The 21,100-nt window shown below is 68.7% G+C and carries 21 protein-coding genes; 9 read left to right on the top strand and 12 right to left on the bottom strand.

All coding sequences use genetic code 11. The annotated features are described in order from the left end of the window. Positions 1-79 precede the first annotated feature (79 nt). Complete coding sequence (acs, locus tag SBI80_RS09485; RefSeq protein ID WP_318974201.1) at positions 80-2,053, top strand: acetate--CoA ligase; 1,974 nt, start codon at positions 80-82, stop codon at positions 2,051-2,053. A gap of 42 nt (positions 2,054-2,095) precedes the next feature. Here the strand turns inward: acs and SBI80_RS09480 are convergent, their stop codons facing one another. The 3 genes from SBI80_RS09480 to SBI80_RS09470 form a co-directional block, all read right to left on the bottom strand. Next, positions 2,096-3,373, bottom strand: coding sequence for a helix-turn-helix domain-containing protein (locus tag SBI80_RS09480; RefSeq protein WP_318974200.1), 1,278 nt, complete (start codon positions 3,371-3,373; stop codon positions 2,096-2,098). 89 nt (positions 3,374-3,462) lie between these two features. After that, complete coding sequence (locus SBI80_RS09475; protein ID WP_318974199.1) at positions 3,463-4,263, bottom strand: acetoin reductase; 801 nt, start codon at positions 4,261-4,263, stop codon at positions 3,463-3,465. Continuing rightward, positions 4,260-5,321 (bottom strand): 2,3-butanediol dehydrogenase, encoded by a 1,062-nt coding sequence (locus SBI80_RS09470; protein ID WP_318974198.1) that lies wholly within the window; start codon positions 5,319-5,321, stop codon positions 4,260-4,262. The genes SBI80_RS09475 and SBI80_RS09470 overlap by 4 nt, the downstream gene beginning before the upstream one ends. Positions 5,322-5,445: 124 nt before the next feature. Between SBI80_RS09470 and SBI80_RS09465 the strand changes: the two genes are divergently transcribed. Beyond that, complete coding sequence (locus SBI80_RS09465) at positions 5,446-7,281, top strand: NAD(P)-binding domain-containing protein (protein ID WP_318974197.1); 1,836 nt, start codon at positions 5,446-5,448, stop codon at positions 7,279-7,281. 13 nt (positions 7,282-7,294) lie between these two features. Here SBI80_RS09465 and SBI80_RS09460 read toward each other — a convergent pair whose 3' ends face one another. Beyond that, positions 7,295-7,957: a chymotrypsin family serine protease gene (locus SBI80_RS09460; protein ID WP_318974394.1), complete on the bottom strand. Its 663-nt coding sequence runs from the start codon at positions 7,955-7,957 to the stop codon at positions 7,295-7,297. A 174-nt stretch (positions 7,958-8,131) separates the two neighbouring features. Between SBI80_RS09460 and SBI80_RS09455 the strand changes: the two genes are divergently transcribed. Together SBI80_RS09455 and SBI80_RS09450 are read left to right on the top strand one after the other, a co-directional pair. Beyond that, positions 8,132-8,650: a phage holin family protein gene (locus tag SBI80_RS09455; protein ID WP_318974196.1), complete on the top strand. Its 519-nt coding sequence runs from the start codon at positions 8,132-8,134 to the stop codon at positions 8,648-8,650. Next, positions 8,650-9,642: an alpha/beta fold hydrolase gene (locus SBI80_RS09450; RefSeq protein ID WP_318974195.1), complete on the top strand. Its 993-nt coding sequence runs from the start codon at positions 8,650-8,652 to the stop codon at positions 9,640-9,642. Before SBI80_RS09455 ends, SBI80_RS09450 begins: the two co-directional genes overlap by 1 nt. Before the next feature lies 1 nt (position 9,643). On the opposite strand, the gene marP is transcribed toward SBI80_RS09450, so the two are convergent. From marP to nth, 4 genes are read right to left on the bottom strand one after another with little or no spacing between them, the layout of a single operon-like run. Then, the gene (gene marP / locus SBI80_RS09445; RefSeq protein WP_318974194.1) at positions 9,644-10,831 is read right to left on the bottom strand and encodes an acid resistance serine protease MarP; all 1,188 of its coding nucleotides are present in this window, start codon (positions 10,829-10,831) and stop codon (positions 9,644-9,646) included. After that, on the bottom strand, positions 10,828-11,619 hold the full coding sequence (locus tag SBI80_RS09440) for an NUDIX hydrolase (RefSeq protein ID WP_318974193.1): 792 nt from the start codon (positions 11,617-11,619) through the stop codon (positions 10,828-10,830). Before SBI80_RS09440 ends, marP begins: the two co-directional genes overlap by 4 nt. After that, a complete protein-coding gene (locus tag SBI80_RS09435) occupies positions 11,616-12,275 on the bottom strand; it encodes a TlpA family protein disulfide reductase (protein ID WP_318974192.1) in 660 nt (219 codons plus the stop codon). Before SBI80_RS09435 ends, SBI80_RS09440 begins: the two co-directional genes overlap by 4 nt. A gap of 14 nt (positions 12,276-12,289) precedes the next feature. Beyond that, the gene (gene nth / locus SBI80_RS09430) at positions 12,290-13,054 is read right to left on the bottom strand and encodes an endonuclease III (protein ID WP_413232682.1); all 765 of its coding nucleotides are present in this window, start codon (positions 13,052-13,054) and stop codon (positions 12,290-12,292) included. A gap of 93 nt (positions 13,055-13,147) precedes the next feature. Here nth and SBI80_RS09425 point away from each other — a divergent pair, with 93 nt between their 5' ends. Together SBI80_RS09425 and crp are read left to right on the top strand one after the other, a co-directional pair. After that, positions 13,148-13,471, top strand: a complete 324-nt coding sequence (locus SBI80_RS09425) for a hypothetical protein (RefSeq protein WP_318974190.1) — start codon at positions 13,148-13,150, stop codon at positions 13,469-13,471. 100 nt (positions 13,472-13,571) lie between these two features. Then, positions 13,572-14,246 carry a cAMP-activated global transcriptional regulator CRP gene (gene crp, locus SBI80_RS09420; protein ID WP_263997190.1) on the top strand — a complete coding sequence of 225 codons (675 nt, stop codon included), beginning with the start codon at positions 13,572-13,574 and terminating at the stop codon, positions 14,244-14,246. Between the two features lie 13 nt (positions 14,247-14,259). On the opposite strand, the gene SBI80_RS09415 is transcribed toward crp, so the two are convergent. The 3 genes from SBI80_RS09415 to sp36 all read right to left on the bottom strand — a co-directional run bounded on the left by SBI80_RS09415 (position 14,260) and on the right by sp36 (position 15,762). After that, positions 14,260-15,048 (bottom strand): MBL fold metallo-hydrolase, encoded by a 789-nt coding sequence (locus SBI80_RS09415; protein WP_318974189.1) that lies wholly within the window; start codon positions 15,046-15,048, stop codon positions 14,260-14,262. Between the two features lie 100 nt (positions 15,049-15,148). After that, positions 15,149-15,604 (bottom strand): RidA family protein, encoded by a 456-nt coding sequence (locus SBI80_RS09410; protein ID WP_318974188.1) that lies wholly within the window; start codon positions 15,602-15,604, stop codon positions 15,149-15,151. Next, positions 15,601-15,762: a Sp36 family protein gene (sp36, locus tag SBI80_RS09405; protein ID WP_318974187.1), complete on the bottom strand. Its 162-nt coding sequence runs from the start codon at positions 15,760-15,762 to the stop codon at positions 15,601-15,603. The genes SBI80_RS09410 and sp36 overlap by 4 nt, the downstream gene beginning before the upstream one ends. A gap of 47 nt (positions 15,763-15,809) precedes the next feature. Here sp36 and bagA point away from each other — a divergent pair, with 47 nt between their 5' ends. Both bagA and bagB read left to right on the top strand, forming a co-directional pair. Beyond that, positions 15,810-16,850, top strand: coding sequence for an ATPase BagA (bagA, locus tag SBI80_RS09400; RefSeq protein WP_318974186.1), 1,041 nt, complete (start codon positions 15,810-15,812; stop codon positions 16,848-16,850). Further along, positions 16,847-17,980 (top strand): ATPase BagB, encoded by a 1,134-nt coding sequence (gene bagB / locus SBI80_RS09395; protein WP_318974185.1) that lies wholly within the window; start codon positions 16,847-16,849, stop codon positions 17,978-17,980. Before bagA ends, bagB begins: the two co-directional genes overlap by 4 nt. A gap of 3 nt (positions 17,981-17,983) precedes the next feature. Here bagB and SBI80_RS09390 read toward each other — a convergent pair whose 3' ends face one another. Beyond that, positions 17,984-18,340, bottom strand: coding sequence for a WhiB family transcriptional regulator (locus SBI80_RS09390; RefSeq protein WP_318974184.1), 357 nt, complete (start codon positions 18,338-18,340; stop codon positions 17,984-17,986). Positions 18,341-18,618: 278 nt separating this feature from the next. On the opposite strand from SBI80_RS09390, the gene ponA2 reads away from it, so the two are divergent. Further along, a complete protein-coding gene (ponA2, locus tag SBI80_RS09385; protein ID WP_318974183.1) occupies positions 18,619-21,087 on the top strand; it encodes a transglycosylase/D,D-transpeptidase PonA2 in 2,469 nt (822 codons plus the stop codon). The last annotated feature ends 13 nt before the right edge of the window (positions 21,088-21,100 follow it).

The raw sequence follows: 21,100 nt of genomic DNA, 5'->3' as shown, positions 1-21,100 counted from the left end.
CGCGACGCGGCGGCGGTGCATCGACGATGCGCCGTCGTCGCGGCGTGCCCGCCTGCCCACCCGACGATTGGAACGAACGATGACTCAGACCATGCACTCGGCGCTCGACTCCCACGACGCGCCCCGCGCGTATCCGCCCGCCGCCGATTTCGTCGCGCAGGCCAATGCGACTGCCGCCCTGTACGACGAGGCCGAGCGGGACAGGTTGGCGTTCTGGGGTGAGCAGGCCAATCGGCTGGCGTGGGAGACGCCGTTCACCGAGGTGCTGGACTGGTCGCAGCCACCGTTCGCCAAGTGGTTCGTCGGCGGCAAGCTCAACGTCGCCTACAACTGCGTGGACCGCCACGTCGAGGCCGGCCACGGCGACCGCGTCGCCATCCACTGGGTCGGCGAACCCGTCGACGACCAGCGGTCCATCACCTACGCCCAACTCAAGGACGAGGTGTCCAAGGCCGCCAACGCCCTGACCGACCTCGGCCTGGTCGCCGGCGACCGGGTGGCGATCTACATGCCGATGGTCCCCGAGGCCATCGTCGCCATGCTGGCCTGCGCCCGGTTGGGGGTGATGCACTCGGTGGTGTTCGCGGGATACAGCGCGTCGGCGCTGGCGTCCCGCATCTCCGACGCCGAGGCCAAGCTGGTCATCACCACCGACGGGCAGTACCGCCGCGGCAAGGCGGTATCGCTGAAGGACGCCGTGGATGCCGCGGTCACCGACCAACCGTCGGTCGAGCACGTTCTGGTGGTGCGGCGCACCGGGATCGACGTCGACTGGACCGAGGGCCGGGATCTGTGGTGGCACGAGGTGGTGGACGGAGCGTCGAGCAGCCATACCCCGGAGGCCTTCGACAGCGAGCACCCGCTGTTCCTGCTGTACACCTCGGGCACCACCGGCAAGCCCAAGGGCATCGTGCACAGCACCGGTGGCTACCTCACCCAGGCCAGCTACACCCACTACAACGTCTTCGACGTCAAACCCGACACCGACGTCTTCTGGTGCACCGCCGACATCGGCTGGATCACCGGGCACACCTATCTGGTGTATGGACCGCTGTCCAACGGGGTCACGCAGGTGGTCTACGAAGGCACGCCGACCTCGCCCACCGAGCACCGCCACTTCGAGGTCATCGAGCGCTACGGCGTGACGATCTACTACACCGCCCCGACCCTGATCCGCACCTTCATGAAGCTGGGCCGCCAAATCGCCGCCGAGCACGACCTGTCGAGCCTGCGGCTGCTCGGGTCGGTCGGCGAGCCGATCAACCCGGAGGCCTGGCGCTGGTATCGCACCGTGTTCGGCGCCGACCGCACGCCGATCGTGGACACCTGGTGGCAGACCGAGACCGGCGCCATCATGATCTCGCCGCTGCCCGGCGTCACCGCCACCAAGCCCGGCTCGGCCATGACACCGCTGCCCGGCATCTCGGCCAAGATCGTCGACGACGAGGGCACGCAGCTGCAGCCCGGTACCGATCACGGTGAGCAAGCCAGCGGCTACCTGGTGCTCGACAAGCCGTGGCCGTCGATGCTGCGCGGCATCTGGGGCGATCCCGAGCGGTTCAAGGAGACCTACTGGTCCCGGTTCGCCGATCGGGGCTGGTACTTCGCCGGCGACGGCGCCCGCTACGGCAAGGACGGCGAAATCTGGGTGCTCGGCCGCATCGACGACGTCATGAACGTCTCCGGTCACCGCATCTCCACCGCCGAGGTCGAATCCGCGCTGGTGGGCCATGCCGGGGTGGCCGAAGCCGCCGTCGTCGGCGCCACCGACGACCACACCGGACAGGCCATCTGCGCCTTCGTCATCCTCAAGGCACGCGCGGCCGACGAGGACCGCGACCAGATGGTCGCCGAGCTGCGCCAGCAGGTGGCCACCGAGATCTCCCCGATCGCCAGGCCCCGCGAGATCCACGTCGTCCCCGAACTACCCAAGACCCGCAGCGGCAAGATCATGCGCCGACTACTGCGCGACGTCGCCGAAGGCCGCGAACTCGGCGACACCTCGACCCTGGTCGACCCCAGCGTCTTCGAGGCCATCCGCGCCAGCAAGTGACCCCACCCCGAATGTGGACAGAAGTCCACATTCGGCGGCAGGTCAGGGGGTGCGCAGCGCTCGGACCGCGGGGGCGGTCGAGGCGGGCAGCAACGTCGCCCGGTCCGGCGGGTAGCACACGTCGACGACGGCCGCCGGCGGGAAGCGGTAGGGCCGTCCCTGCACCAGCCCCGCGAGTTGCTTTCGCAGGCGCGACATCTCGGCTCGGACGGTGACGACGCGGGAGCGGTCGCCGTAGAGGTCGCCGGCCAGTTCCGGAGCGGACCGGCCCTCGCGATGATTGGCCAGCACGAGCAGGATCTCGGCATGCCGCGGCGAGATGTCGTGACGCCAGCACCCGAACTGGCCGACCATCTCCAGCGCCGGCGCACCGGAGTCCCGCACGTCGAGCGTCACGCGGGCGATGCCAGGAGCGGTGTCGTCCTCGGTGGGCCGCACCAGCCAACCCCCTGGCAGCAGCTCGATCTCGCACATGCCAAGCGGCGGCACCCAGGTGCGCCCCGGTGCGGTCTCCTCCGGCAGCAGGATCCGGTTGTGCAGCGGCAGCGAGTCGACGGCGGCCACCCAGCCGTCGTGGTCGACGGCCAGCGCAGGCGCCCCGATGCGGGCGAGGATGGGCGCGGCCACCGAGCGCAGCCGGTTCAGGGTGCGGTCGTGCTGCTCACGCAGGCGTGACTCCGCGAGCCGGGCGACGACGTCGACCAGCGCCACGGTCGTCGGGTGCACCGTCGCCGCGGGTCCCGACACGTCGACCACGCCGATGACCTGGCCCGTTCTGGGGTCCTTGATAGGCGCTCCTGCGCACGTCCACGGATGGTGGCTGCGCTGATAGTGCTCGGCCGAGAACACCTGCACGGCCCGGTTGGAGGCCAGTGCGGTGCCGATGGCATTGGTGCCGACGGCGTTCTCACCCCAGTGCGCACCTTCGACGAAACCCAGCCGGTCGGCGCGGTTGAGCACCGACGCCGACCCGCTGCGCCAGAGCACCCTGCCGCGCGCATCCGCGATGACGAGGATGTTGTCGCCCTCGACGATCAGGGTCTCCAGGTTTCGCGACACCTCGTCGAGTACCGCAAGCAGGCCCGACGACCGCCGCAGCATCTCCAACGCGCCGAGCTCCACGACGGGCGTGGCCAGGCGCTCGGGGTCCAGGCCGCTGGCCATCATCCGCTGCCAGGAGTCCTGGATCACCGGCCGCGGGCGGGCAGGCGCCCGCGTGCCCGCCATCGTCGCGTCGTACACGGCCGACATCAGCCGGGCGTAGTGCCGCGGATCCTCACCGACCGCGACGGCCGGTTCTGGAGCAGAAGGGTCTTGCATCACTCTGATTGTGCTCCCGATCACATCGATGCGCCATGGCCCCCAACGGGCGCCCGGTCATCGCGGCCATCGACCCTTCGCCCGAACACTCATCGAAAGACCAAGCCGCCGTCGATGAGACCCGCCTGGCCGGTCATGTAGTCGGCGTCGGGGCTCGCCAGGTACGACACGAACCCCGCGACGTCGTCGGGCGTCTCGGCGCGGCCGAGCGCGATGCCCCCGACGAACTTCTCGTAGGTCTCGCCCTCGGCGGCCCCGGTGAGGGTGGCGAACCGCTTGTCGATCTCCACCCACATGTCGGTGCCCACCACACCGGGGCAGTACGCGTTCACCGTGATGCCGTCGGCGGCGTGTTCCTTGGCCGCCGCCTGGGTCAGCGCGCGGACGGCGAACTTGGTGGCGCTGTAGACACCGAGCATGGCGAAGCCGTCGTGGCCGGCGATCGACGAGGCATTGATGACACGGCTGATCCTTCCTTCGGCCTTGTTGTCGAGTTCCTTGAACTTCGTCACCGCCGCCTGGATGCCCCACAGCACGCCGTCGACGTTCACCGCCCAGATCTTCGCGACGTCCTCCGGGGTGGTGTCGATTAGTGGGGCGACGAGCGCGATCCCCGCGTTGTTCACCATGATGTCGAAGCCGCCCAGTGCGGACGCGGCGTGGTCGACAGCGGCGAACACCTGGTCGCGATCGCTTACGTCGGCCACGAAGGTGGTTGCCTTGCAACCGATCTCGCTGATCTCGGCGGCGACGGCGTCGATGCCCTCGGCGCCGAGGTCGACGAGCGCGACGTCGGCGCCGTCGCGGGCCAGCCGCAGCGCGATGCCCCGCCCGATGCCCCGGCCTGCGCCGGTGACCAGGGCCACCTTGCCGGCGAGCCGCCCGGTCACGCCGACGCTCCCGCGATGGCCGGGTCGACGAGGACCTTCATCTTGGTGCCCGCGTGCAGCGCCTCGAACCCCTCGTCGATGACGTCGTCGAGGGCGATCGGCGTCACCCAGCCGGTGGTGTCGTAGGTGCCCCGCGCCATCAGGTCGATGACGGCGGAGAAGTCGGCCGCGGTGTAGCACAGCGATCCCTGAATGCGGGATTCGTTCATCACCAGGTTGAGAAGCGGTGTCATCAAGGGTTTCTCGTAGATCGCCACGCTGACCATGGGCCTTCGTGCCCCGACGCAGGCCAGCGCGGTCTCGACGGCGGGCGTCACCCCTGCGGCATCGAAGACCGCGTCGGCACCCGCGCCGTCGGTGTGGTCGGCGATGAAGGCCGGCACGTCGACCGCGGTGGGGTCCAGGGTGCGCGCGCCGAGCGCCTCGATGGACGCGCGCCGGGTGGCCGACGGTTCTACCACGAAGACGTCCTCGACGCCCTTGCCGCACAACGCAAACCACAGCCCGATGCCGATCGGTCCGGCGCCGAATACCATCGACGTCCCGTCGGGGCTCGGCTCGCCGAGGGTGGCGGCGTGGTAGGCCACCGACATCGGTTCGACGAGGGCGCCCAGCTCGAGGGAGACGTCGTCAGGCAACCGGTGCAGCATGTCGGTGGGGACGACGGTGTATTCGGCCATGCCGCCGTCGGACATCAGGCCGTGGAAGCCGATCTGCTGACAGATGTTGTAGTTGCCGGCGCGGCATGGTCCGCAGTGCCCGCACCGGTACAGCGGCATGATCGCCACCCGGTCACCGGCGGAGTAGTCGGTGACACCCTGCCCGACCTCGGTGATGACGCCGGAGAACTCGTGGCCCAGGGTGAGCGGCAGCTGCTGGCCGGTCAGCGGGTGCGGCTCGGTCGGCACGAAGATCGGCCCCGCGTAGTACTCGTGCAGATCGGTGCCGCAGATGCCGTTGAAACCGACCTTGACCTTCACGGTGCCGGGGCTGGGCGTCGGCTCGGGGACGTCGGCGACTTCCAACTTGTTCGGCCCGTAGTACACAGCTGCTCTCATGGAGCCATGTCTATGTGACCGGAGCCACAGTCCGAAAGAGTTGCAGCCCGTTGCATGACCCGACTGACGCGCAACCCGTTGCAACCCTTGTGCAGTCCAGCCCCACTGGTGTGCCCTGAGTCACATGACCGAAACGATCGAAAAGCCGGCCACCGCCGCACTCACCCCCCAGGCCCGCGTGGACGCCTGGCTCGCCGATTTCGAGGCCGCCTTGGCCGCCCGCGACGTCCCCCGCGCGGTGGCGAAGTTCGCCGTCGACGGCTTCTGGCGCGACCTGGTCTCGTTCACCTGGAACATCAAGACCGTCGAGGGGCGCGACGGCGTCGCCGACATGCTCGCCGCTCGTCTGGACGACACCAGCCCCGCGGGCTTCCGGACCCGCGAGGAGCCGATCGAGGACGGCGGCGTCGCGTCGGCGTTCATCGAGTTCGAGACGGCCGCGGGCCGGGGCACCGGACACCTCCGACTCAAGGCCGACTCGGACGGAAACGACGTGGCCTGGACCCTGCTGACCGCCTTGCAGGAACTCAAGGGCCACGAGGAGCGCAAGGGGCCGACGCGCGTCATGGGAGCCGTGCACGGGTCCGACGAGGACACCCGGTCGTGGGCCGAGAAGCGGGCGGCGGAGGATGCCGAACTCGGCCGCAGCGTCCAGCCGTACACCCTGGTGGTCGGGGGCGGGCAGGGTGGCATCGCACTCGGTGCCCGGCTGCGCCAGCTCGGCGTGCCCACGATCGTCGTCGACAAGCATGACCGCCCCGGTGACCAGTGGCGCAAGCGCTACAAGTCGCTGTGCCTGCACGATCCGGTGTGGTACGACCACCTGCCCTACCTACCGTTCCCGCAGAACTGGCCGGTGTTCGCGCCGAAGGACAAGATCGGCGACTGGCTGGAGTTCTACACCCGGGTGATGGAGGTGCCCTACTGGTCTCGGACGTCGTGTCTGTCGGCGACGTTCGACGAGGACGCCAAGCAGTGGACCGTCGAGATCGACCGCGACGGCGAGCGCCTGACGCTGCACCCGACGCAGCTGGTGCTGGCGACCGGCATGTCGGGCAAGCCCAGCGTCCCGACGCTGCCGGGTCAGGACGTCTTCCGCGGCGACCAGCACCACTCCAGTGCCCACCCGGGGCCGGACGGTTACGTCGGCAAGCGCGCCGTGGTGATCGGGTCCAACAACTCCGCCCACGACATCTGCAAGGCGCTCGTCGAGAACGGCGTCGACACCACGATGGTGCAGCGGTCATCGACCCACGTCGTCAAGTCCGATTCGCTGATGGAGATCGGTCTTGGCGACCTGTACTCCGAGCGCGCGGTGGCCGCGGGCATGACGACCGAGAAGGCCGACCTGACGTTCGCCTCGTTGCCGTACCGCATCATGCACGAGTTTCAGATCCCGATCTATGACGCGATTCGCGTGCGAGACAAGGACTTCTACGACCGGCTGGCAGCCGCCGGCTTCGAATTGGATTGGGGCGACGACGATTCCGGGCTCTTCATGAAGTACCTGCGCCGCGGCTCGGGCTACTACATCGACGTCGGCGCCTGCGACCTGGTGGCCGACGGCACCATCAAGCTCGCGCACGGCCAGGTCTCGCATCTGACCGAGGACTCGGTGGTGCTCGCCGACGGCACCGAGCTAGCGGCCGACGTCGTGGTCTACGCCACCGGCTACGGCTCGATGAACGGTTGGGCGGCGGACCTCATCGGCCAGGACGTCGCCGACAAGGTCGGCAAGGTCTGGGGTCTCGGCAGCGACACCGCCAAGGACCCGGGCCCGTGGGAGGGCGAGCAGCGAAACATGTGGAAGCCGACGCAGCAGCAGAACCTGTGGTTCCACGGCGGCAACCTGCACCAGTCGCGGCACTACTCGCTGTACCTCGCGTTGCAGCTGAAGGCGCGCTACGAGGGCCTACCCACCCCGGTGTACGGGCTGCAGGAGGTCCACCACCTCAGCTGAGCCGTTCGGGAAGCTAGGCGATCGGGACGAAGCCGGTGCCGGGCCGGTTCTTCGCGGCGATGTCGGCGAGGACCGAGGTCATCGACATGGTGACCGCCGGCGTGTGCAGGGGAACGAACTTCACCACGCACGTCGGCAGGTCCTCGCTGAAGGCCCCGTGGATCATGCCGACGAGCATGTTGTTCACGGTGACCGGCGCACCGGAGTCACCGGGTTGCCCGCACACCTGGTTGAGGATGGTGCCCGGTTTGTCACCCGGACCCCAGGTGACCCCGCAGGACTGCCCGGTGGTGCGGCCCAGCTTGCAGGCGACCTCGCCGAACGCGGGGTCGGGCCCGAGCCCGTCGATCTCGAAGCCGTCGACGGACTTGACGGGCTGCACCTTGCGCGGGTCGAACTGGATGACGGCGTAGTCCAGGCCCTCGTTGCCGGCCACCATGGTGCCGACGACACCGCTGCCCTGGGCGGCTTCGGACGCGACCTGCGCGCCGGGGCCGCCGCAGTGTGCCGAGGTGAAGCCGATGAGGTCGCCGCGGGCGTCGTGGCCGATCGTGGTCAGGGTGCAAAAGGTGTCGCCGTCGATCACGATGCCCGAACCGCCGCCGAGCACCACGGGATCGTCGGCGTGCGCAGGCGCGACCCGAGACGTGGTCAGGGAGGTGAGCAGCAGGACCATGACGACGGACACCAGGAATGTGCAACGGTAACTCCGTCGTACCTGCAAGAAACCCCCTAGGGACGACCCCGACCGATGACCAAACCAGGTCAGTCTAACGTCGGCCGGAATCGTTGCGTCGGCCGCGACATGGCAACATGGGCCACGAGTACACCCGGTGGGAAGGACGTGTCCGTGAGCAATGGCGACCGCAAGAGCGGCGTTCCGACTACGGTGACTTCGATTCCGTTGGTCGATCCGCATGCGCCCAAGCCAGATCCGTCCATCGGAGAGCTGGTCAAGGACGCGACGTCGCAGGTGTCCACGCTGGTGCGCGCCGAGGTCGAGTTGGCCAGGGCCGAGATCACCCGCGACGTCAAGAAGGGCCTCACCGGCAGCGTCTACTTCATCCTGGCGCTGGTGGTGCTGTTCTACTCGACGTTCTTCTTCTTCGCGTTCCTGGCCGCCCTGCTGCACGAGTGGCTGCACTTCTACGTGTGGTCCGGGATCCTCATCGTCTTCGGTCTGATGCTGGTGACCACCGGGCTGTTCGCCTTCCTCGGCTACCGCAAGGTCCGCAAGATCAGGGGCCCGCAGCAGACGATCGAATCCGTAAGGGAGGCCAGGGTCGCGCTGGTGCCCGGCGGCGACAAGCCCTCCGACCGGGCATCTGCCAACGGCGTCACCTCGACCGCAGATCCATCCGGCTGGTAATGGCCGGCAGCCGTGCACGCGGCGCCACCAGACAGCCGCCGCCCGATCCGTCGGTCACGCGCATCACCGGTCCGTGGCGTCACATGGACGTGCACGCCAATGGGATTCGCTTCCACGTAGTCGAGGCCAACCCCGTCGAGGCCGAACCCCGCATTGCGTCGGGTGCCGAGCAGCCGCTGGTGATCCTGCTGCACGGCTTCGGATCCTTCTGGTGGTCCTGGCGCCATCAACTGCGCGGCCTGTCGGGTGCCCGGGTGGTCGCCGTCGACCTGCGCGGCTACGGCGGCAGTGACAAGCCCCCCAGGGGATACGACGGCTGGACGCTGGCCGGTGACACCGCCGGCCTGGTACGGGCACTCGGGCACGAGTCGGCCACGCTGGTCGGACATGCCGACGGCGGCCTGGTCTGTTGGGCCACCTCGGTGCTGCACCCGCGGGCGGTACGGGCCATCGCGGTGGTCAGTTCCCCGCACCCGGTGGCGCTGCGGGCCTCGGCGTTGACCCGTCGCGACCAGGGCCTGGCGCTGCTGCCGTGGATGCTGCGCTACCAGCTGCCGTTCTGGCCGGAGCGCGCGCTCACCCGGCGCGACGCCGCCGAGCTCGAGGCCGTGGTGCGCAGGCGCGCAGGCGCCAATTGGCTTGCCTCCGATGACTTCTCCGAGACGATTGGCCATCTGCGCCGGGCCATCCAGATCCCCTCGGCCGCCCACTCCGCGCTGGAATACCAGCGCTGGGCGGTGCGCAGCCAGCTGCGCGGTGAGGGCAGGCGCTTCATGAAGTCGATGAAGCGGCCGCTCGCGCAGCCCGTGCTGCACATGCGTGGCGACGCCGACCCGTACGTGCTGGCCGACCCGGTGTACCGCACGCAGCGCTTCGCCCCGCACGGACGCTACGTGTCCGTCGCAGGAGCGGGGCACTACGCGCACGAGGAGGCGCCGGCACTGGTCAACGAACAGCTGACCCGATTCCTGTCCGGCGTCTACGGGGGCTGACTCAGGAGATGCAGTTGTCGGTGGACACCCGCTGGGTGTTGCCCACCTTCGCCATCTGCTTGGCCACTTCGTTGGAGGTCAGCACGAAGCCGGTGTCCGCATCGTCGACCGCGGCGCCGAACACCACACCGAGCACCTTGCCGTCCTTGTCGATCAGCGGGCCGCCCGAATTGCCTTGGCGGACAGTGCCCCTGATGGTGTAGACCTCACGGGTCACAGTGGTGGTGTGGTAGATGTCCGGCCCGTTGAGCTGGATGATCTCGCGGATCCGGCCGGGGGTCGCGGTGAACTCCCCGCCGCCGGGGTACCCCATCACGACCGCGTCGGTTCCGGTCGGCGCCTCCTGCATGTCGAATTGCAGCGGGGCAGCAGGCAGACCCGGGACGTCGAGGATCGAGATGTCGGCGTTCGGGTCGTAGGACACCACGGTGGCGTCGTAGGTCTTGCCGTCGGATTCGACGGTCACGCTCTCCGAGCCCGCCACCACGTGCGCGTTGGACATCACCCGGTTGGGGGCGACGACGAAGCCGCTGCCCTCGAGCACCTTCTGACAGCTGGTCGCCACACCGCGGATCTTCAGCACGCTCGGCCTGGTGTTGGCGACCACCGGGTCGGTGACCAGCGCGGCGTTCGGAGCGTCGACGTTGACGATCGGGGTGCGACCGAACGGCTGCAGCACGTCGGGCAGCCCGGAGGTATCCAGCAGCGACGACAACCGGGTCGGGACCCGCTTGAGCCACCCCGGGGCGGCCTCGTCGACGGTGGACAGCACCCGCGAGCCGCGCACGGCGGCCGCCAGGTTCGGCTGGTCCGACGACGTCAGCGGGGTGGCCAGCAGCCAGGCCGCCACCAGCACCGCGACCAGTTGCAGCCCGACCCCGATGACCGAGTCGATCGTGCGCAGCCCACGGTTGCGGATCGCGCCGCGCACCGCCCGTCCCAGCACGACGCCGGCGATCTCACCGATCACGACCAGCCCGAGGATCAGGAACAGCGCCACGAACAGCTTGGTCCGCGGGCCGTCGACGTGGCCGACCACGTGCGGTGCCAGCAGCACGCCCGCGACTGCACCGAGGATCACGCCGACGAAGGACAGCAGCGAGCCAAGCGCCCCCGAGCGCCAGCCAGAGATGGCGGCGACGAAGGCGATGGCGAGGACGGCCAGATCGAGCCATTGCGACGATGTCATTGTTGGGCCTCACGGTAATCGCTGCCGTCGCCGACGAGCGCCATTGCCGCGTCCAATTCACGCACGTCGCTGCTGTCCCAGGGCTCGGCCCAGCCGGCGACGTCGAGAATCGCCGAGATCACCTGGCCGGTGAATCCCCAGACGAGCATCTGGTTGAGCAGGAACGCCGGGCCGGCGAATCGGCGGGTGTTCTCCTTGCGGTACACCATGAGCCGGTTCTCCGGGTTGACGAAGGCCCGCACGGGCACGCGGGCGACGATCGCGGTCTCGCTCTCGTCGACGACGCCGACGGGTCCGGGGTCCGGCGAATAGGCCAGCACCGGGACGACGTGAAATCCCGACGGCGGGATGAACATCCGCTCCAGCGTGGTAAGCGGTTGCAGCCGGCCAGGGTCGACGCCGGTCTCCTCGCGGGCCTCGCGCAGCGCGGTGCCAACCGGACCACCGTCGCCGGGGTCGGCCGCACCGCCGGGGAAGGCGGCCTGGCCGGCATGCTGGCGCAACGTGGACGCCCGGACGGTGAGGAGCAGGTCGGCGTCCGGGGGCAGCGCGGCCGACGGCGAGTCCGGGGGTCCGGAGAAGAGCACCAGGACGGCCGCGTCGCGCTTGGCGTCGGCGGCCTCGGCCGAGGACCTCGCCTCGGTGATCGCCGCAATCACCTCGGGGGGCACGCGCCTGCGGTAGGCGCTTGGCACGTCGCCGACGTTGCGCAGCAGCGGTTCGAGCCAGACCGGGGCAGCCGAGGCGTCCAGGAGCGCCTGCGACGCTCCGTCACCGTTGCCGTTCAACCCCGCACTCCCATCCGTGGATTCACCGCCGCCGCGATCTCATCGGCGCTGGTGAACGAGCGCGGCAATATTTCGGCCACGGTACCGTCCGAACGTAGGACCACGGTGGCGGGCATGACGTTGGGCACCGCGAGGGCGGCCGCCACCAGTCGCCGGCCGTCCTGCAGCGTGGGCAACCGCACCCCGAGCTCGGCCAGCCGCAGCAGCGCCGCAGTCTCGTTCTCGTCCTGGTGCACCGTCACCACGGTCACCGCCGGGCCCATCCGGCGCTGGTACTCGGCCATCGCGGGCAGTTCGTCCGCGCAGGGCCCGCACCAGTAGGCCCACAGGTTGAGCACCACGTTGCGGCCGGCGACCAGGTGCGCCACGTCGACGGGAACGCCGTTGGCCGCGCATTCGACCGTGACGTCGTGCAGCGCGGCGGGGCTGGTGCCCGTCCCTGGCGCGGGGCACGGCGGGAGGTCGGCCTTGGCGCGTGGACCGGAAAGCGCCTGCGGCGTGTCGGCGTCGCGGTGCTGGCGCGCGACACCCGCCGCCGTCGACGACGACCCGCCGGCGTCGGAACCGCCCGGATCACCCACTTCCCGCCAGAGCGCGACGATCAGCGCCGCCACGACGACGAGCACCGCCACGGTCCACCGGGTCGACGTGCGCATGGAACCGGCGGTGCTCAGAGTCCGGCCAGCGCCAGCAGGTGCTCCGTCTCGGGACCCTTGACCAGAGCTGCGGCCGCCAGCGGATCGGTGGGGCCGAGACCGAAGGATGGGCAGTCCTTCGCAAGCACGCACACGCCGCACGCCGGCTTCTTGGCGTGACAGACACGCCTGCCGTGGAAGATCACGCGGTGGCTCAGCAACGTCCACTCCTTGCGCGGGATCAACTCGCCGACCGCGAACTCCACCTTCACCGGGTCCTCGAGGTCGGTCCAGCGCCAGCGGCGGACCAGCCTGCCGAAGTGGGTGTCGACCGTGATGCCGGGGATGTCGAAGGCATTGCCGAGGATCACGTTGGCGGTCTTGCGGCCCACGCCGGGCAGGGTCACCAGCTCCTCTAGCGTGTTCGGAACCTCGCCATCGAAACGCGCGACGAGCTCCTGCCCAAGCCGCATCAGCGAATTCGCCTTGTTCCGGTAGAAGCCGGTGGTGCGGACCAGGGCTTCGAGTTCCTCGCGATCGGCACCCGCATAGTCCGCTGCCGTGCGGTATTTCGCGAACAGCGCGGGGGTTGCCAGGTTCACGCCCTTGTCCGTGCTCTGCGCCGACAGGATGGTCGCGACGGTGAGCTCCAGCGGGTTGGTGAAGTCCAGCTCGCAGTACACGTGTGGAAACGCTTGGGCGAGTGTGCGATTCATTCGTCGAGCTCGACGAACCAGACCAACGTGCGTCTCACCGTCGTACTTGGCCCACCTGGGAACCGTCACCTCGCCTCTTGCCACCCACCCAGCCTACTGACGGAACCGACAAGTGTAAGCGCGGACCGGTGGCATTTCGTGATCCCGCTGAGACCTTCGGCGTGTTTACTTCCTCTCGTGTCGTGGTTGCTCGTTGCATTCATCCCGGGGTTGCTCATGCTGGCAACCTTCGGGCTGGACCGTCTGGAGGCGGAAATCGAAGGCGACGCCGTCTCCGCCGCGGACGTCAACGGCTATCTCGAACAGGCCAAGGCCGTCTGCGCTCGGCCGGCCGCCAACAGCCACCCGGTGCGGACCTACCAATTGCTCGACGACGTCTACGACGACGAGTACGACGAACACGTCGTGACCGAGTCGCCTCGGGGTTTGCCCGCGCGGGTATTCATCCACCACGGATCGAATCCGGAATTTCAGCCGACTCGCCACGCATATCGTGTGTAGCGTTGGCACGTCGCGAAGCTGCTTACGCTTAGACTGATTTCGCCATCCGGTACGGGTGGCCTTCGCGTGTCATATTTTCCGACGGCTTAAGAGGGGCAACGTGGACGAGATCCTGGCGAGGGCCGGAATCTTCCAGGGAGTCGAACCGACTGCGGTCTCCGCGCTGACCAAGCAACTGCAGCCAGTCGACTTTCCGCGTGGGCACACAGTGTTCGCCGAGGGTGAGCCCGGTGATCGGCTCTACATCATCATCTCCGGCAAGGTGAAGATCGGCCGGCGTTCGCCTGACGGTCGCGAGAACCTGCTCACCATCATGGGACCGTCGGACATGTTCGGTGAACTGTCCATCTTCGACCCGGGCCCGCGCACGTCCAGCGCCACCACCATCACCGAGGTCCGTGCCGTCTCGATGGACCGCGAGGCGCTGCGCGCCTGGATCGCCGATCGCCCCGAGATCGCCGAGCAACTGCTGCGCGTGTTGGCCCGTCGCCTGCGCCGCACCAACAACAACCTGGCCGACCTCATCTTCACCGACGTACCCGGCCGCGTCGCCAAGCAGCTGCTTCAGCTCGCTCAGCGGTTCGGTACCCAGGAGGGCGGCGCGCTGCGCGTGACGCACGACCTCACCCAGGAGGAGATCGCCCAGCTGGTCGGCGCTTCGCGGGAGACCGTGAACAAGGCACTGGCCGACTTCGCTCACCGCGGCTGGATTCGCCTGGAGGGCAAGAGCGTCCTCATCAGCGACTCCGAGCGCCTGGCGCGACGCGCCCGCTAGCGCGACGCGGAATTCACTCGCGCAGGTAGTTCAGCTGCGCCTGCACCGACCACTCGGCGTGCGGCCATAGCTTCTCGTCGACGTCGGTGTAGACGTGTTCGACGATCTGCCGGGCCCCGGCGTCGTCACCGAGCACCCGCAACGCGTCGCGCACCTGGTTCAGCCGCTCCTCGCGGTGGGTCAGGTAGGTCTGCGTAATCGCTTCCAGGTCACCGAGATCCGGGCCGTGGCCGGGCAGGACCGCGCGCCGGCCAAGACCCTGCAGCCGCCGCAACGACTCCAGGTAATCCCGCAGGCTGCCGTCCTCGTCGTCGATGACGGTGGTGCCGCGGCCGAGCACCGTGTCCGCAGTGAGCACCGCATCGTCGAGGACGAACGACAGCGAGTCCGCCGTGTGCCCCGGCGTGGCCATCACGGTGATGCGCAGCCCGGCCGCGTGGATCACCTCGCCGTCGGACAGCGGACCGCCGAGGCCTCGAAGGAAACCGCTGCCGACCGCACGCACGGTCGCACCCGTGCGCCGAACCAGCGCGTCGATCGCATCGGTGTGATCGCCGTGCTTGTGGCTGATGAGCACCAACGCGACCTTGCCGAGGGCGGCCAGGCGTTCGACGTGACCGTCGTCGTCGGGACCCGGGTCGACGATCACCAGCTCGTCGCTGCCCGGCCCCTGCAGCACCCAGGTGTTGGTGCCTTCCAACGTCATCAGACCCGGGTTGTCGCACAGCAGCACCGACGCGGTGTCGGTCACGCGCCGCAACTGCCCATAGGCCGGGTGCTCCGGAATCGGTTGCAGCGTCACGCGACCTCCGTTCAATCGTCGCTCACGCGACCTCCGTTCAATCGTCGCTCACGCGACCTCCGTTCAATCGTCGCTCACGCGACCTCCGTTCAATCGTCGCTCACGCGACCTCTACGACGATCTCCACCTCGACCGGCGCGTCCAGCGGCAGTTCGGACACCCCGACCGCCGACCGGGCATGCGCTCCGGCATCGCCGAACACCTCACCGAATAGTTCCGACGCACCGTTGACGACACCGGGCTGGCCGTTGAAACCGGGTGCGGACGCCACGAATCCGACGACCTTCACCACCCGCACCACGGCGTCGATGCCGACGAGGGCGTGCACCGCGGCCAGTGCATTGAGCGCACAGGTCCGCGCCAGCTCCTTGGCGTCCTCGGCGCTGACGTCGGCGCCCACCTTGCCCGTGACGCCCAGCTTGCCCGCGACCACCGGCAGCTGTCCCGAGGTGTAGACCAGGTTGCCGGTTCGCACTGCGGGGACGTACGCCGCGAGCGGGGCGACCACCTCCGGCAGCTCGATGCCGAGCTCGGAGAGGCGGTGCGAGGTGCTCACTTGGGCCGCTTCATGTAGGCGACGAGCTGCTCACCGGTGGGTCCCGGGACTACGGAGACCAGCTCCCAGCCGTCCTCGCCCCACTGATCGAGGATCTGCTTGGTCGCATGCGTCAGTAGTGCCACGGTCACGTATTCCCACCGGGTGGATTCGCTCATGGGCCGAGCTTATCGGGGACCGTCGGCGCGGTGGATAGCATGCAGTGGTGACCACCGACGTTCCGGAATTCGCCAGCGATCGCTCCGTCGGTTGGCCGTCGCGGCTGAACGAGGCACGTCTGCACTTCGTGACGGGCAAGGGTGGTACCGGCAAGTCGACGATCGCCGCCGCCCTGGCGCTGGCCCTGGCCGCTGGCGGCCGCCGGGTGTTGCTCGTCGAGGTCGAGGGACGGCAGGGCATCGCGCAGCTCTTCGACGTCCCACCGCTGCCGTACGAAGAGGTGAAGATCGCGACGGCCGACGGGGGCGGGCAGGTCAACGCGCTCGCCATCGACACCGAGGACGCCTTCCTCGAGTACCTCGACATGTTCTACAACCTCGGCATCGCCGGCCGGGCGATGCGGCGCATCGGCGCCGTCGAGTTCGCCACCACGATTGCCCCCGGCCTGCGCGACGTGCTCCTCACCGGCAAGATCAAGGAGATCGTGGTCCGCAACCCGACCGAGCGCACCAAGGGCAGGCTGCAGGGGTACGACGCCGTGGTGGTCGACTCTCCGCCGACGGGACGCATCGCCCGCTTCCTCGACGTGACGAAGGCCGTGTCCGATCTGGCCAAGGGCGGGCCCGTGCACTCGCAGGCCGACGGCGTGGTCAAGCTGCTCCATTCCGAGCTCACCGCCATCCACCTCGTCACCCTGCTCGAGGCGCTCCCCATCCAGGAGACACTGGAGGCCGTCGACGAGCTTCGGGAGCTCGACCTGCCGATCGGCAGTGTCATCGTCAACCGCAACATCCCCGCGTACCTGGCGCCCGAGGACCTGGCCAAGGCTGCCGAGGGCGTGATCGACGCGGACGCGGTGCGAGCCGGCCTGACCGAGGCCGGCATCACGCTGACCGACTCCGAGTTCGCCGGCCTGCTGACCGAGACCATTCAGCACGCGACTCGAATCAGAGCTCGCGCGGAGAGTGCGGCACAGCTCGAGGCCATCGACATCGCCCGGCTCGACCTGCCGGCGATCTCCGACGGAGTCGACCTCGGCAGCCTCTACGAACTCGCCGAGGCCCTCGGCCAGCAAGGAGTCCGATGAGTACCGCACCCAAGGCCCTCGACCTGGGCTCGATCCTCGCAGACCGAGCCAACCGGGTCGTAGTGTGTTGCGGCGCAGGCGGAGTCGGCAAGACCACCACCGCGGCGGCCATGGCGTTGCGGGCCGCCGAGTACGGCCGCACCGTCGTCGTCCTGACCATCGACCCCGCCAAGCGGCTCGCGCAGGCGCTTGGCATCAAGGACCTCGGCAACACACCGCAGCGGGTTCCGCTTGCACCCGAGGTCACCGGCGAGCTGCACGCGATGATGCTCGACATGCGGCGCACGTTCGACGAGATGGTGATCCAGTACTCGGGAGGCGAACGCGCCGAGGCGATCCTGGAGAACCAGTTCTACCAAACAGTGGCCACGTCGCTCGCCGGCACGCAGGAGTACATGGCGATGGAGAAGCTCGGGCAGCTGCTCGGCGAGGACAGGTGGGATCTGGTCGTCGTCGACACGCCCCCGTCGCGCAACGCACTGGACTTCCTCGACGCCCCCAAACGCCTCGGCAGCTTCATGGACAGCCGGCTGTGGCGACTGCTGCTCGCCCCTGGCCGCGGCATCGGCAAGCTGGTCACGGGCGCGGTCGGCCTGGCGATGAAGGCGCTGTCCACTGTGCTCGGTTCGCAAATGCTTTCGGACGCAGCAGGTTTCGTACAAGCCCTGGATACGACGTTCAGCGGCTTCCGTGAGAAGGCGGACCGCACCTACGAATTGCTCAAGCGGCGAGGCACTCAGTTCGTGGTGGTCTCGGCCGCCGAGCCAGACGCCCTTCGCGAGGCGTCGTTCTTCGTCGACCGGCTGTCCCAGGAGCGGATGCCGCTGGCCGGTCTGATCCTCAACCGCACGCATCCTACGCTGTGCGATCTGAAGGCCGATACGGCCCGCGAGGCGGCCGACCGGCTCGACGCCCATGGCGGGTCCAACGACTTGGCGGCGGGGGTACTGCGCGTCCACGCCGACCGGGCGCAGACGGCAAAGCGTGAGGTGCGGTTGCTGTCCCGTTTCACGGGCGCGAATCCGCACGTGGCGATCGTCGGCGTGCCTTCGCTGCCGTTCGACGTATCCGATCTGGATGCACTGCGGGCGATCGCCGATCAGATCACCGGCGACACCAACCCAGCCTGAGGTCTAGACGGCGCTGCGGTGTTTGCGCTGCGCGGCGAAGAACTCCGCCCAGGACACGACCTCGGGGTGCTGCTTGAGCAGCGCGCGGCGCTGGCGTTCGGTCATGCCGCCCCAGACGCCGAACTCGACGCGGTTGTCGAGGGCGTCCGCGCCACATTCGGTGATGACCGGGCAATGGCGGCAGATGACGGCCGCCTTTCGCTGGGCCGCGCCGCGGACGAACAACTCGTCGGGGTCGGCCTGCCTGCAGCGCGCCTGGGAGACCCAGGCGATGCGTGCTTCGGCCTCGGCGCCGACGACGACGCCATTGACTGGGGAACTCGTGACTGTCCTGCGCGCCGCGGGCCGTGTTCCTGACACCAGCGATCCCTTCGTCCTGCCGCCCCCTGCGACGGCCAAATGCTCGGTAGAACGCTAGTGCGATCTACGCCACATTGCGATCGTGGTGTTATCTGGATCGCACTGTCAGTCAAAGCTAGGTGGTCAGGGGGGTTTTGCGCAACAGTCAGTTCGCAAATTTGTGGGACGACCGTGCCGTGATGCATCTTTCCGCACTTGCAGCGGTTGCGCAGCCCCTGCGGAGGCGTTAATTGGGCGGCTGCGGCGCTGGTGGCGGCGGACGTCGCTACTCTGTAGCCATGTCCGACCGATCACCGGCGACGCCGCCGCCGAGGCGCGTCCCTGCAACGGTCACGGTCATCAAGCTCGCCTGGTGCATTCTGTTGGCCAGCGTCGTCGCCGCCGGCCTGATGTTCCCGCTCATCGGCGGCCTCGGTCTGATGTCCAATCGTGCCTCCGACGTCGTTGCCAACGGTTCGGCCCAGCTCGTCGAGGGCGAAGTCCCCGCCGTGTCGACGATGGTCGATGCCAAGGGCAATCCGATCGCGTGGCTCTACACCCAGCGCCGCTTCGAGGTGCCCAGCGAGCAGATCGCCAACTCGATGAAGTTGGCGATCGTCTCCATCGAGGACAAACGGTTTGCCGAGCACAACGGCGTCGACTGGAAGGGCACGCTGACCGGCCTGTCCGGATACGTCTCCGGAGCGGCCGACACTCGCGGCGGGTCGACCATCGAGCAGCAGTACGTCAAGAACTACCAGTTGCTGGTCATCGCGCAGACCGACGCCGAGAAGCGTGCGGCGATCGAGACCACGCCCGCGCGCAAGCTGCGCGAGATCCGCATGGCGCTGACGTTGGACAAGACGTTCACCAAGTCCGAGATCCTCACGCGCTACCTGAACCTGGTCTCGTTCGGCAACGGCGCCTTCGGCGTGCAGGACGCCGCGCAGACCTACTTCGGCATCAACGCCTCCGAGCTCAGCTGGTCCCAAGCCGCGCTGCTGGCCGGCATGGTGCAGTCCACCAGCACGCTGAACCCGTACACCAACCCCGAGGGTGCCCTGGAACGCCGCAACGTGGTGCTGGACACCATGATCCAGAACGTGCCCCAGGAAGCCGACGCGCTGCGGGCGGCCAAGCAGGAGCCGCTCGGGGTCCTTCCGCAGCCCAACGAGCTGCCTCGGGGCTGCATCGCTGCCGGCGACCGGGCGTTCTTCTGCGACTACGTCCTGGACTACCTGGCCAGGGCGGGCATCAGCAAGGACCAGGTCGCCAAGGGTGGCTACCTGATCAAGACGACCCTCGACCCCGACATCCAGAACCAGGTCAAGTCCTCCATCGACGACTTCGCCGCCCCGGACCTCGACGGCGTCGCCAGCGTGATGAGCGTGATCCGTCCCGGCAAGACCACCCACCCCGTGGTGGCGATGGCGTCCAACCGCACGTACGGCCTGAACACCGACGCCGGCGAGACCATGCAGCCGCAACCGTTCTCCCTGGTCGGTGACGGGGCCGGCTCGATCTTCAAGATCTTCACCACCTCGGCCGCACTCGAGATGGGCATGGGCATCAACGCCCAGCTCGACGCGCCGTCGCGCTTCGAGGCGAAGGGCCTTGGCAGCGGCGGGGCCAAGAACTGTCCACAGGCCACCTGGTGCGTGCTCAACGACGGCAACTACCGCGGCACCCTCAGCGTCACCGACGCCCTGGCGACCTCACCCAACACCGCGTTCGCCAAGCTCATCTCACAGGTCGGCGTGCAGCGCACCGTCGACATGGCGGTCAAGCTGGGTCTGCGCTCGTACGCGCTGCCTGGCACCGCGCGGGCGTACGACCCGGAGAGCAACGAGAGCCTGGCCGACTTCGTCAAGCGACAGAATCTGGGCTCGTTCACCCTGGGCCCCATCGAGGTGAATCCGCTGGAGCTATCCAACGTGGCGGCGACCCTGGCCTCCGGCGGCACCTGGTGCCCGCCGAACCCGATCGACAAGATCTTCGACCGCACCGGCAAGGACGTCTCCGTGACGACCGAGACCTGCGAGCAGGTGGTGCCGGAGGGATTGGCGAACACCCTGGCCAACGCCATGAGCAAGGACGACCAGAGCGGCACCGCGGCCGGCGCGGCGAGTTCGGCGGGGTGGACGCTGCCGGTCTCGGGCAAGACGGGCACCACCGAGGCGCACCGCTCCTCTGGCTTCTTCGGCTTCACCAGCGCCTACGCGGCCGCCAACTACATCTATGACGATTCGACGGCGCCGTCGGATCTGTGTTCGTTCCCCTTGCGCCAATGCGGCTCCGGCAACCTCTACGGCGGTAACGAGCCCGCCCGCACCTGGTTCACCGCGATGAAGCAGTTCACCCCGGGTGACGTGCAGCTGCCTCCGACCGATCCGCGCTACGTCGACGGCGCCCCCGGTTCCAAGGTGCCCAGCGTCGCCGGCATGACCCCCGACCTGGCCAGACAGCGACTCAAGGACGCCGGTTTCCAGGTCGCCGACCAAGCCACTCCCGTCAACAGCGGCGCCCCCGCGGGATCGGTCGTCGGTACCTCGCCGTCCGGCCAGACCGTGCCGGGCTCGATCATCACCATCCAGACCAGCAACGGCATCGCGCCCGCGCCGCCGCCGATCGTGCTGCCGCCGGGCGTGGACCCCAACGATCCCAACGCGTTCCCCGCTCCCGTCGGCTCGACGGTCGTGAACATCCCGGGGCTGCCACCCATCACCGTTCCGGTGCTGGGTCCGCCGCCACCGCCACCGCCACCGTGACCGGTGCGGCGGT

This window comes from Mycolicibacterium sichuanense, from assembly GCF_033741125.1.
Classification (GTDB): Bacteria; Actinomycetota; Actinomycetes; order Mycobacteriales; family Mycobacteriaceae; genus Mycobacterium.
This window is presented reverse-complemented; position numbering and strand designations above follow the sequence as displayed.